This window comes from Treponema parvum (genome assembly GCF_017893965.1).
Taxonomy (GTDB): domain Bacteria; phylum Spirochaetota; class Spirochaetia; order Treponematales; family Treponemataceae; genus Treponema_D; species Treponema_D parvum.
The window spans coordinates 540,307-554,044 of the sequence record NZ_CP054142.1 but is presented as its reverse complement, the minus strand read 5'-3'; the positions used below and the strand labels follow the sequence as shown (position 1 = coordinate 554,044).

Sequence of the window (13,738 nt, the reverse complement as noted above, 5' to 3'; positions counted from 1 at the left end):
ACATCACCTCGCTGAATATATTTTAGAAAAAGAATTTTACCAAAAGGGCGGCGCTGCCGCTCCTTGCACCGTATTTACCGGCGTAGGTTCTCAGCCTGCCGGCAGCCAATTTTACAATATCATCCACTTGCACCGCAATGCGGACTGCAGAAGTAAAACGAACAAAGCTTGCAAAATCAATTACAGGAGTTTTATCGGCGCCCTCGCCCGCTTCAAATCCCAGAGAAAGGTCGGCTCCCGTGCGGGCGTCGGAGCTTTGCACGGACGCGGCGAATTCCGCCAAATGCCTGCTTTCAAGCACCGGAATGTCTTTCCACTCTGCAGTCCACAAAGCCGAAAACGTAAATATTCCCGCATAAAACGAAATATCCGCCTTTGTTTTCAAAAGCTCGCGCTCGGTTTCGGAAAATCCGTACATTCCGGACGGCAAAGCTCTCTCGTAATCCGGCTGCCAAACGCCGTTGCCGAATGCGGTTTTACGGTATTCGGCGGAACCGTTAAAAGTAAGATTTGCGTTTACAGGAAAAGCCGTCCGAACATAAACATACCAGTCCGTTGTTTCAGGAGGAATAAAATTTAGAACGGCAAAGCCGTACTTCTTTTCAAGCATGGAATACGTTTCCTGCACTGAAGATATTCCTCCTTGAGCTGAAAACACGAACGGGCCGCTCATAAACGACGGTTCCGCTTTTATCTCAAAGCCGAGCGTAAAAGGAACGATAATTTTGCGGTCGCTTCCGATCGCAGTTCCCGCGACGGCGGAAACTTCTTCAAAAACGGTAAAAATGCCGTTCGACCAGCTTATATCCGCTCCAAGGCGGCCTCTGTGAGCGGCCTGCGCGTCAAATTCCGAGGACGTTATGTTTTCATCACCCGCAATATTATTCTGCTGTTTATAATCCGCTAAAACTTTCAATTTAACCTGTCCTATTTCCCAAGATGCGCGGACAAAGGGATCCAAAAGGAATATCGAAGCGCCTTCTTCAGGAGCCGAAACGGAGGACGAATTCTTTTTTCCTGCATAACGGCCGTACCACGAAGCTCCGGCGGAAAAAGTCAGCTCAAAAATATCCGAAGGATGAAAACCCGCTTCTACCCTTCCGCCCAAATTCCGTTTTGAAACGTCGTAAAATACGGGAGAAACATTTTGCATGCCGTTACCGTTTTTTTCATACGAGCCTGAGAATTTCCAAACGGAAGAAGGAAGCGTAAAAGTTTTATCGCCGTAAATCTTAGTCGTGTCGTCAAAAAAACCGTCGGAGGCGTCTTTTCGGGAATATCCTGCGGAGCTTTCATGAAAAAAGCCCAGCAAAAACGGATTTTCGCCCGAAGACCGATAAACCGAAAAATCTCCTGTAAAAAACTCAGGATAACCGCCGCCCACAAGCCCTTCTGCAAAGATATCCTTTTCTTTTGTTTTTTCGTCGGCGGTTTCCGTAAGAGAACCTTCACTCCAGGTATGATCGGGCAGCTTTACAAAGTTTCCGGCCGCGGTGTTTTCATCTACAATTACGTCGGAAAAATCGGGCAGAGCGTCTTTTACCGTAAGAACTTCGTTACCGGAAACAACCGTTTCCATGTCGGGCAAGATTATTTCTTCCGTATGCGACACTGAAATGCATAAAAAAAGCAAAGACGCAAATATAAAAAATTTAACCGGACAGCCCAAGCAGCCGTTTTTTATCTCGTTCACACTGATATTCATAAAATCAAAACCTCGTCTTTTCCATCGTTTTTTCACATTCGGTATTTCTCCACAATACGCTTCGCTCCCATATTTTGCGCGCTTTCGGGATAAAGCTTTTCAAGCAGAGCCGCCGTCTCTTTCGCGTTGCCGTACTGCGACGAAGCGTCAAAGGCCTCTACGGCTCCGTACAAAGCGGCCGCCGCGGAATCTTCGTCGGCGCTCATGCGGTAATAAGACGCCGCGTCAAGATACAGCTTTGCGCTTTCGGCATTTTTTTCTTGACGGCGGCGATACGAAGCGAGCAAAACTGCGTTTTTAGCGGCGAACAGACTTTCCGAATCAAGGTTCTTTTTCTGTACGGCGAGCAGCTGTGCGGAAAGAGAGATCGCCTTTTCCTGCATATCGGGCGATTTTGAATACAATGCGGCAAGTTCCGTACCGGCTTTGCGGCCGGCAGGCGTGTTAAGTCCGCCCGAATTTTCATATTCGGATATTTTTTGTACGATTTTTATATCGCTTCCGGCAACCAGCCGTTCAAGTTCTTTGATTTGATCGTCGATCTTGTCGTCTTTCGCCTGCCGGCCGTATTCGGATAAGAGCCTGTTCGCTTCAGCCAAAGCAGATCGGTAATCTCCCGCATGCCTGTAAAGCGAACACAAATTTTTTACGGCGGCATAGCGGTATGCGCTTTCGGGCATGGCGCTCAAAAAAAGTTCGTATTGAAGAACAGCCTTATCGGTGAACCCCAGCGCGGCAAGACTTTCCGCACAAAAATACATCGCGGCATCGTAGAATCTCCCCGACGGGAATTTTCTTATATACTCTTCAAAACGTTTGACGGCGGCATTATAATCTTTTGCGGCGTAATAAAGCTCTCCGCGGCGATACAAGGCGTCTTCCGTAAGCGTACTACGTGGAAAATCTTCGGTTATAGAGGCATACAGTAAGTCCGCTTCTTTGATTTTTTTGTCTTTTTCATAGATCTGCGCAAGTTCATACCTGCACTGCACGGCAAATTCATCTCTTTGCACTGAATAAGGTTTTAAAAGCGAGGCCGCTTTTTCAAATTGTCCAGTGTCAGAATAGATTCCCGCACATAAAAGAGAAGCTTTACGCCTTTTACTCGGCGATATTGAAATTTTAAGAGCATCTTCGGCCGAGCTTTCCGCGCCTTTGAGGTTTCCCGACTGAACGGCGGCTGCGGCAGATGTCATATAGGCGTTCCATGTCAACTCGTGCGAAGGATATTGACCGGCGAAGGCGACGAGGGTCTTATAAGACGCGGCAAAATCGGAATTTCGGTATTGCGCATAACCGATATAAAATTGCGCAAAAGCTTTGTATTTAGGCTCCGCATTTTTATCGGACAGATATTTTGAAAATTCTTTTATAGCGGAATTCCAGTCGCCGAGATTAAAATCGGCGAGAGCGGCATAATACGGCGCTTCGGAAAGAGGCGACAACCTTGCCGCTGCGGCAGCTTCTTTATTTTTTCCCGTGCGTATCAAAATATTTACGTAATTTAAACGCATTCGATCGGACAATAAAGAATCCCTTTCCAGATCCGAAAATACAGCCAAGGCTTTTTCAAGAGGATCTCCGTTTTTCCCGTCAGCGCTGCCGCTTTTTCCGTCGGAACCGCTGCCTAAAGCCGATAAAACAAGAGCGTATAAAAGCCTGCTTTCACCGCTGTGTTTCCATGCGGCGCTTCCTTCGATTTCCGTTTCAAGTGAAGAAACCGCAGCCGCCGTACTTCCGGTCTTATATTCGGCAAGGGCCTTCCAATAAAGCGAATCGGCGTCAGGTTTTTTTATGCGGGAAAGATATTTAAAACAAGCGTCCCAGTCTTGACGCAAAGCCGAATATCGGGCAAGGCGTTTTAAAACGTCTTCATATAATCCGCTTTCAAGCCCTGCTAAATCGTTTTCATATTCTTTCAGAACCGGTAAAAGATAAGTTTCTGCGGCTAACGCTCTGGCGCTGAGACTTTCGCCGCCGGAATTTTTAACCGATCTTGAATTTGCGTTCGCCCCGCCGGATTTTTTGTCCGCTTCGGCCGCTGCCGGGATTTCCGATCCGCCCTCCTTCAAGATCAACTCCGCATTGTAAACGGCTCTTATGTGCCGCACGGGTTCCGCGGCGTTTTCACTTATCGAAGAAAGACATGTTTTCGCCTTAGGATAATTTTTCGATTCGAATGAATCGACGGCAAGCCTCAGCCAAAATTCATCGATAATATCAGAAGAATCGGAAAACTTTTTGCCGACGGACGAAAGTATTTCTCCCGGATCCTTTTTTATTTCTGCGGGATGCGAAGAAGACAGCGCATACGCTTTTTGCAGAGCCGAAACAACTAAAGCGCGTTCGCTTCCGGCAAGAACTTTTTCATAAAGATCGTAAGCTTCTCTATAATTTCCAAGAGCCGCTTGGCAGTCTCCGGCGTACAGCGTAATCCGTTCGTTTACGGGCGGTGAAATCGCGGCAAAAGACGGATAAATTTTTAAAACCTTTTCAAACTGCCTTGTACGCACGTATGAGTCAACAAGAAGGACGGCGGCTTCTTCATATTCTTCGGGGGAATAAAACGGCCCGTTTGCAATGACGTATTCAAAAAGAGGTGCGGCGGAAAAATAATCCTGCTGAAAAACGCAAGTTTTTCCCGCGTAAAACAGCGAAGAAGCGTAAAAAAATTTTGATTTTTCATTTTCTTTTGAACCAGAAGCCGCTTTGTAAAATAAATTTCGTGCGGAGGGAAGGTCTTTCAGCGACAGGCATGTGCGGGCAAGCCAGTATGAAGAAGCGATTAAAAGTTTTTTGTCGTCCTTTGCAGACGATAAAGCCTTTTCAAGGACACTTTTAGCTTCGCTAAAACGGGACAAACGGAATAAACTTTCGCCTTTAAAAACTAAAACCTGCGGTAAAAACGTAGAAAAAGGATAATTTCTTAAAAATATTTCCGAGCGGGAAACCGTTCCCGGATAAAAACCGCTGTTATAAGCCGCCTGTATTTCTCCGAATAAAAAAATCTCGGGAGGAACCGCTTCGGGTGATAACTTTTCGGCTGCAGAAGACTCAAAATTTCCCGCGCCGTACTCAGCTTCGGCCGCTAAGGGAACCGTCGCCCCCGAGAACGCTAGAGCCGCAAAAACAATTCCTGCAAGGCCGCTTGATAACCTACTCTTCAGTTTGCGGGAAAAATCTATCCTCCGTTCCGACCCTGACAAGATGTACAAAATCGTTTTTATATCGCTGCATAAAATACGGTAAGGACAACTCTTTAGCATTTTCAAAAACCGTACAGTCAAAATGTCCTCCGGAATCGAAAAAAGGAAATATCACCGCACAATTATTGAACGGCCTAACTTCCGGAACGGTTTGCGCCGTGCTTCTGATTGCCGCCAAATAACAAAAAGAAGGCTCGGTCGCAGACAGCACATACAGTATCGCTTTAAGTTTTGATACGGCATAACCGGTATCCTTTATATATCCTGCGGTATTGACTATCGTACCGTTTATCAATTCCGCGCTGAACGGTTCTATCGTTACATCCACGCCGGAATCCTTATACAGGTATTTTTTATTCGTGTATACCGATAAGGAAGCCGCCGCAAGATTCCTCGTCCAATTTAAAGCGAAGGACAAGTCATATTTATCGTCTATTATCCCTTGCAGACCTACCGATTTAAAAGTTACCGTAGGCACAAGCAAAGGTTCTCTGTATGTGTAACTCCCCGTCAACGGATATATCAAACCGTCCACTACCCATTTAACAAATCCGGCGTTGGAAAGTGACAGTTTTCCGCTGTCTTTTTTCGTTTTTTTCCTTTCTTTTCCCGTAAGGACGGAAACAGGCCTTCCCGATTCGTCATACATGGCGTCATCGGCAAATACGATCGAAGGAAGATTTTCACGAATAACCTGTATCATCTGAAGGCTGCTGTGATACATTTCAGGGGAAACGATTACGTAATTCCACGGAATAACGGATCTGGTCCACTCATAAAGCTGCTCGAACGAGGCGGTGTAAAAACTGCTGAAAGGAAGCGCAAGCTGAACGCCCCTGGAAGCATAGTTGTTAAAGATCACCATATCGACAAGGGAAACTCTGCCCAAAGGCGAAATCTGAACGAAAACATCGCTGTCTGCGGAAAAATAATACCGTATACTCACGGGGTTTCCTGTAATCTTGTTTCTGACAAGAACCCAGCTTCCGCTTATGTCTCCGGGATATTCGGTTTTTATTACGGTCTCGACGCCGCTTCTTGAATAAACGTCTACGGGAATCTTCGTTTCGGGGGAAACATAGATAAAAACATCCGTATCGTTTTCTTCGGCACGGATCTGAAAACGCCTGCCTTCATAATTCGTCCTTATTTCAGGTCTTCGGCCGTATAAGAGCTCTACGGATTCTGTAAACCAAGTATCCGTAAGTTCTCTGCGGACCTCCGCCGAATCCGGAACGTTAAAACGATTGTAATCTGCAAAAACAGGGGACAGAGAAAAAACGATAAAAAATAATACGGCAAGACGTTTCATACAAACTCCCATAATCGGCGAGGGTTCGAGTCTGCGCAAAAGTGCGCAAAACAGCGGACTCTCTTGACCGCCGCTCTTAACCGGGTTTTACATCTAATTCCGATCTTCTCCGACAACTACGGGAACGTTTATCTCTGCCGTCATCGGAACCATAGATGTGTCTACAGGATCGGTATCGATGAGTCCCATACTGCCTTCCGCATAGCGGACTTCGGGCTTTACCCAACCCTTTTTAGTATACACAAGCCCCTCTTCATTTTCATCAGGATGAGAGCCTATCGGAGCGTTGGACAGTAAAAGCTTAAGGCGGTTTAACTGATTTACTTCGCTTGAACCCGGATCGTAATCGATAGCGCTTATATTGGATTTCGGGAAACGCCTTCTAAGTTCCTTTATCATGCCCTTGCCTGTAACGTGATTCGGCAAACACGCAAACGGCTGCACGCACGCTATGCTCGGCACTCCGGAATGTATCAATTCCACCATTTCGGCCGTAAGGAACCACCCTTCTCCCGTTATATTACCGAGCTGAACTATATCGTCTACGCCCTTCATGAGATCGTATATAGAAGACGGCGGTTCGAATCTTCGGCTCTTTGCAAGATAACGCTTCAAATCCGTCCTGTAAAGCTCCAAAAGCCATACGGACAATTTTGCGTAAAATTTTGTCTTTTTGGCAAACGCCAATTTTTCATGACGGAAAATACCGTTGCTGAAAGAATAAAACAAAAAGTCCGCCAGATCAGGCATAACGCACTCGGCTCCTTCGGCTTCAATCGTATCAACGATTTCATTATTCGCCGTAGGATGGAATTTTACAAGGATCTCCCCTACAACTCCTACTCGCGGTTTTTTGACGGGCAAAAGCTCAAGCTCGTCAAATTCCTTTATAATCTTTTTCAATAAGCGATGATATTTCGACAAAGAAAGCGATTTTATGGACTTTTCGGCGATAGCGTTCCATTTTTCGTACAACTTGTTGGCGGAACCCGGTTCGGCTTCATAAGGTCGTGTGCGGTATAAGACGCGCATAAGAACGTCGCCGATCATAAGAGCCATTAGGGCGCGGTGCAGCAGCGGCAATGTAACTTTAAAGCCCGGATTTTTTTCAAATCCTTGAGCGCTCAAAGACAGAACAGGTATATCCGACCATCCCGCATCGTTGAGCGCGCGTCGGATAAAACCTATGTAATTAGTGGCACGGCAGCCGCCGCCGGTTTGCGTTATTATGAGGCTTGTGTGATCAAGATCGTATTTTCCGGACTCCAGAGCGGCGATCATCTGTCCCGCCACAAGGATTGAAGGATAGCATGCGTCGTTATTTACAAATTTAAGTCCCGCTTCAACCGCTTTAGGATCTACGGCGTCGAGAAGAACAAAATTATAACCGCAATAACGGAACGCTTTTTGAATAAGGCGCATATGAATGGGAGAAAGCTGGGGACACAAAATAGTATGCGTATACTTCATCTCTTTTGTAAAGATCTTGCGCTGATACGAGGCGGCCTTTATTACGGGTTTTTTGTTATTTCTCTCGCGTGCCTTTACCGCCGCAATAAGACTGCGTATCCGTATTCGAACGGCGCCGAGGTTCGAGCCTTCGTCGATCTTTATGAGCGTATACATATGTCCTTTGGAATGCATTATCTCGTCCACTTGATCGGCGGTAACGGCGTCAAGCCCGCAACCGAAGCTTGTAAGCTGTACCAGTTCGAGGTTCGGCATCTGCGAAACAAAGGCTGCGCATCTGTATAAGCGGTTATGATAAGTCCACTGGTCGACTATGCGTAAAGGTCTTTCAATCGCGCCGAGGTGCGCCAAACTGTCTTCCGTAAAGACCGCAATTCCAAGTCCGCTGATCATTTCAGGAATTCCGTGATTTATTTCAGGGTCAAGGTGATAAGGTCTTCCGGCAAGCACAATGCCGTTTGCGCCGCTTCTTATGATGTCTTCTACGGCGGTTTCGCCCGCCGCTTGTACATCCGCGCGGAATTTTTCCTGCTCGGCCCATGCGGCGTCTACGGCCTTGTTTATTTTTTCCTGCGTTAGCGCCGGAAAATGGATTTTAAATTCTTCGTACAGACGCTCGGCAAGCCGTTTTTTATTGTATATAGGCAGAAAAGGATTCATATATAATACATCCTTGTCCTGGCGCAGAGCGTCTATGTTGTTACGCAGAACTTCAGGATAACTTGTCACAATAGGACAGTTATAGTGATTGCCCGATCCCGAGTCTTCCTGTCTTTCATACGGAGCGCAAGGATAAAAGATGAATTTTATTCCCCGGCTTAAAAGCGCTTCTACATGTCCGTGCGATATTTTACCCGGATAACATACTGATTCCGACGGAATGGACTCAAGTCCTTTTTCATAAATCGTGCGCGAAGACCGCGGAGACAGCTGAACGCGGAATCCCAGCTCCGTAAAAAATGTAAACCACAAGGGATAATTTTCATACATATTAAGAACGCGCGGAATTCCGACTTCGCCCATCGGAGCGTCTTCAATTTTAAGGGGAACGTAACCGAACAAACGCTTATATTTCCAATCAAAAAGATTCGGCAGCTTGGAATTTTCAGAACTCTCGGCCTTCGAAGTGTTTTTATTGCTTGCGTCCACTACGTTTCCGCCTATTTCAGCTCCGCGCTCACACCTGTTGCCGGTTACAAAGTGGCGTACCTGAACCGCATTTTCTCCGAAAGAATTTTCTTTATCCGAAACTTTTACAGTCGAAAAAGTATTTATCGTCAAAAGACAATTATTCTGGCATTTTCCGCATCTTGTAAGTTTTAAATCCACTCGGAAAGAATCAAGCTGCTCGAGGGTTGATATTTTGGATCTTACCTCATGAGTCGTCCCTTCAGGCTCGCCGGGTTTGGGCGCCGTCATATCGCGCCATTGGTCGATCGCTATGAGCGCGGCTCCGTAAGCGCCCATAAGCCCTGAAACGTCGGGGCGGAACACTTTAACGCCTGAAATTTTTTCAAAAGCGCGCAGGACGGCCATATTCTTAAAGGTACCGCCCTGAACAACGACTTTCGTGCCGATTTCACTTGCTCTGCGCAATTTTATTACCTTAAAAAGCGCATTTTTTATAACGGAATAAGAAAGGCCAGCTGAAATATCCGCGACGGAAGCGCCTTCTTTTTGAGCCTGTTTTACGCGGCTGTTCATAAAGACTGTACAGCGGCTGCCTAAATCCACCGGATGTTTTGCAAGCAAGGCAAGCTGGCTGAACTGCTCAACATCCATTCCCATAGTGTGCGCAAAATTGTCAAGAAAGCTTCCGCAACCGGCGGAACACGCTTCGTTCAGCTGGATGGAAACGATCGCGCCGTCTTTCATGCGCAGGCACTTCATATCCTGTCCGCCTATGTCCAAAAGAAATTCCACGCCGGGAACGAAGAATTCCGCCGCGCGGTAATGAGCGATAGTTTCAACTTCCCCCGAATCTACGTTGAGAGCCGCCTGAAAAAGAGCCTCTCCGTATCCCGTAGAAACTGCGCGGGCTATATAAACGTTTTCAGGAAGCTTTTTATACAGATCTTTTAAAACACGCACGGCCAGATCCACGGGATTACCGGCATTGACATCGTAAAAATCCCAAAGCAGACGACCGTCTTTATCGAGCAAAACGGCCTTTGTCGTCGTGGAACCGGCATCGAGTCCTAAAAACACAGGCCCTTGTGCCTTTTCAAGATCCGAACGCACAGCCTTTTCTTTAGAATGTCGCTGTTTAAACTCTTCAAGTTCTTCTTCATTTGAAAACAGGGGTTCAAGTCTTTGAACTTCGTTGAGTTCCGCGCCGACTAATTTTTTCAGATCTTCGCGGAAAGATTTTATGGTAGGGAAAACCTTGTTTTTTTCGCCGGAAACGGCCTTCGGCAGCATGTCCGCTGAAAAAGCGGCTCCCGTAGCGACAAAAAGCTGAGAATTTTCAGGAACTATCGTAGAATCGGCGTCAAGTTTTAACGTGGCGATAAAACGTTCCCTAAGCTGATCCATAAAATGGAGCGGTCCGCCTAAAAAAGCCACTTTTCCGCGGATAGGTTTTCCGCAGGCAAGGCCCGAAATCGTCTGATTTACAACCGCTTGGTAGATAGAAGCGGCAATATCTTCGCGGCGCGCGCCTTCATTGATAAGAGGCTGAACGTCCGTTTTGGCAAATACCCCGCAGCGCGCCGCTATGGGGTAAATTGTAGACGCGCCCTTGGCCAATTTGTTAAGGCCAGCGGCGTCCGTTTCAAGCAGCGCGGCCATCTGATCGATAAACGCGCCTGTACCGCCCGCGCAGGTTCCGTTCATGCGCTGTTCTACGCCATTGTCAAAATACGTTATCTTTGCATCTTCGCCGCCGAGCTCTATGACAACATCGGTTTGAGGTATGAGCTTACGAACGGCCGTTGTGGCGGCGATAACTTCCTGAATAAACGGAATGTCGAGCCACTGCGACACGGAAAATCCTCCGGATCCTGTAACCTTTGCGCTTATAGTCTGATTTTCGCCAAGCGGAAGTTCAGCCGCGACAACATCAAAAGCCTTGGAAACCACCGTAATGATCGTGTTGCGAATATCCGCGCGGTGGCGCTCATACGCGCTGTAGAGAATATTATTGGAAGGTCCGAGCGCGACAATCTTTACCGTCGTCGAACCGACGTCTATGCCAACCCGTACGGGCTGAGTTACGGGAGAAAAGGAGGAAATTTTTTCTCCCATTGGTTTAAACTCCATATATATCCTTGAAAATTAGAAAACCGCAAAATAATAATCCGGATATTACCGTTTATCCGGACAATACATATTACCGCGCCGACCGGTAACGTGTATTATATTAAATATATCTGTAAAGTGTTTTTTTTTCAAGGAAATAATGTTTGTCGTATCCTTTCATTCTACGATCGTCCAACACATGTCAAAGCGTGGTAAAATTTTAAAGGGGAACCTAAAACCGCCCGCTTAGGCGACAAGTTTTACAGATAAAAAGTCCCGCGGCGGTTTTACCGAGAGAGATAAATGCAATCACATCAAAAATGAATGGTAAATGCTTTTCACTTCAAAAATGACGTGTTAAACTGTATTAATGAGTTATATTTGGGAAAACGAATCTTGGCCGAATTTTGAATTTGGAGATTCGTCCGTAGCGGCGGCGTTGAGTCATCTGAACAAAGAAAAACAGATGACTGACATTGCCTATTCTTTGATCGATAATCAGACAAGAAACCAATTGATTGCAAGAAATCTCTCAGCAGACATCGTTTCCTCCCTTTCAATCGAAGGTGAATCGATAGATGTCGACTCCGTCTATTCCTCTGTTTCAAAGCATCTGGATGTTGCATTTACAGGAAAATCAAAGGACAGCGCATATGCTCAAAGCATTTTTGAAATGGTTACCGACGCGCTGGATAACCATGAACCGCTGTCACATGAAAGATTGTTCACGTGGAACAGAAAATTGTTCGAAAACAAGGCTGGAATACGTCCAAAGACAATGGGAAACTATAGAAAAGACATCGAGTATGTTATGAAAACTTCAGGAAAAACGCAAGAAGTCATCTACGAAGCTGTAAAGCCTGAAAAAATTCATTCAGAAATGGAAAGATTACTTTCATTCATAAATGACACAAATACTCTAAATCCGTTTGTCAAAGCGGCAGTTGCCTCTCTTTGGTTTATCATCATACACCCGTTTGAGGATGGGAACGGAAGAATTTCACGGGCAATCGCCGATTACATTATAAGTATGAATTCAAATAACGCTTTTCATGCATTCAACATATCAACCGGAATTCTGAAAAACCGAAACTCCTATTACGATCAGATTCGAAAGGTATCAAAAGATAATCCCGGTATGGATATTTCAAACTGGGTTTCATGGTTCCTCAAAATGGTTGCAGATTGTATTTTTCAATCCAGAATCGAACTTATGAGAACTCTCGCAACAACCGCTTTCATGAAAACTCTTGACCCGAATGAATTCAATTCAAGAGAGATGAGCATGCTCTACAAACTTGCAGACGGCTCTTTCTTTGGAAAGCTGACAACAGATAAGTGGAAAAAGATGACAAAATGCTCCGGTGCAGTTGCATTCAGAGATATTCAGCATTTGGTACGGGAAGGATTCCTGATTCCTACTGACGACGCCGGAAAAAACAAGGGATATGTTTTCAATTCAAAAGTTGCAAACAGGCAATAACAATAAAAGTTGAAATCTGCGGAGAAAAACGGTATGATAAACACATCAGTCATCTTAAGTCAGTCTCGCAATTTATTGTTACGAGAGATTTATGCACGATAATGAGGACGCCAGTACAGCTCCATCTCCGGCGCAAAGCGCGCGACACATCGCGCTGCGAACGGCTATACGCCGATCGCGGGCACTGCCGCCGGCGCTTAATGCGCAAAACACACAAAAATCCGCCCAAGTACTTGACAAAGATGAAACGCGCCTAATAATGTCGGTCGGTCGGTCGGTCGGTCGGTCGGTCGGTCGGTCGGTCGGTCGGTCGGTCGGTCGGTCGGTCGGTCGGTCGGTCGGTCGGTCGGTCGGTCGGTCGGTCGCCTAACTCATGCCCGCATAAATTTTCACTCAAACGCACACAACTTTTCTCACGTAATAGAACGCACAAAGGCAGTATTGCGCCCTTGTGCGTTTTTTTATTTTTCCATAGTTTGCCTGTACATCCGCTTTCATCTGCAAAGCGGATATTCCTACAGAAAAGGAGGTATTTATGCTAAAGTACTCTCTTCGTGAAAACTTACTTACCGCTGCGCCGGACGACTTTATGGCGCAGACGCAGGATGTGCGCTCGTACACGCTTGACGAGATTATCGACTTGATGATGCAAAAAGGTTCCACGCTCACGCGGGCCGACGTTTCGGCGGTTTTGCAGATCTACGGCGAAGTGTGCGCCTCGCTCATTGCCGACGGCAGCGCGCTCAACACGCCGCTCATGAACACAGCTTTGAGCATATCGGGCGTGTTCAATGGGGCGAACGACTCTTTCGACAAAAAACGGCACACGGTCAATTTGAACATGACGGCGGGAACTGCGCTCAAAGCCGCAATCGGCAAAATCAGGTGTGAAAAGACGGGAACGGCAAGTACCGACCCGTACATCACCGAAGTTTCCGACATAGTATCGGGCACGGTAAACACAACACTGACCAAGGGCGGCGTGGTGCAGCTTACCGGCTCAAGGCTCAAATTCAACCAAAAGGACGCGGCGCAGGGCATCTTTTTCATCCCTGAAACGGGCAATCTCGTTCGCGCTTCGGTTATCGCCGAAAACAAACCCGCGCGAGTTATGGCAATAATTCCGGCAGATTTGGCGGCCGGAACGTACTATATAGAAGTACGCTCCAAACATTCAGGCGGCGGCAAGCCTCTTAAAGCCGTAAAGGCAGGCCGTTTTGCTAAACCGCTTACGGTTGTACCGTAAAGTATGGGTGCGTAACTTCAAACTGTATGGGTACATAGCCCCGTACAATATGGGTGCACAAACCCGTAAGTCATGG

General features: G+C 46.6%; 6 protein-coding genes. 2 read left to right on the top strand and 4 right to left on the bottom strand.

The window, feature by feature from the left end; genetic code table 11:
- Positions 1-22: 22 nt before the first annotated feature.
- From HRQ91_RS02560 to HRQ91_RS02545, 4 genes are all read right to left on the bottom strand, one after another.
- Positions 23-1,741 carry a hypothetical protein gene (locus HRQ91_RS02560; RefSeq protein WP_210120123.1) on the bottom strand — a complete coding sequence of 573 codons (1,719 nt, stop codon included), beginning with the start codon at positions 1,739-1,741 and terminating at the stop codon, positions 23-25.
- The gene (locus tag HRQ91_RS02555; protein ID WP_210120122.1) at positions 1,738-4,920 is read right to left on the bottom strand and encodes a tetratricopeptide repeat protein; all 3,183 of its coding nucleotides are present in this window, start codon (positions 4,918-4,920) and stop codon (positions 1,738-1,740) included. Before HRQ91_RS02555 ends, HRQ91_RS02560 begins: the two co-directional genes overlap by 4 nt.
- Entirely contained in the window at positions 4,862-6,223 is a 1,362-nt protein-coding gene (locus HRQ91_RS02550; protein ID WP_210120121.1) for a hypothetical protein, read from the bottom strand. Before HRQ91_RS02550 ends, HRQ91_RS02555 begins: the two co-directional genes overlap by 59 nt.
- 93 nt (positions 6,224-6,316) lie before the next feature.
- A complete protein-coding gene (locus HRQ91_RS02545; RefSeq protein ID WP_246473261.1) occupies positions 6,317-10,939 on the bottom strand; it encodes a 2-hydroxyacyl-CoA dehydratase in 4,623 nt (1,540 codons plus the stop codon).
- A gap of 364 nt (positions 10,940-11,303) precedes the next feature.
- Here HRQ91_RS02545 and HRQ91_RS02540 point away from each other — a divergent pair, with 364 nt between their 5' ends.
- The gene (locus tag HRQ91_RS02540; protein WP_210120119.1) at positions 11,304-12,416 is read left to right on the top strand and encodes a DUF4172 domain-containing protein; all 1,113 of its coding nucleotides are present in this window, start codon (positions 11,304-11,306) and stop codon (positions 12,414-12,416) included.
- Between the two features lie 535 nt (positions 12,417-12,951).
- On the top strand, positions 12,952-13,662 hold the full coding sequence (locus HRQ91_RS02530; protein ID WP_210120117.1) for a DNA-binding domain-containing protein: 711 nt from the start codon (positions 12,952-12,954) through the stop codon (positions 13,660-13,662).
- Positions 13,663-13,738 lie beyond the last annotated feature (76 nt).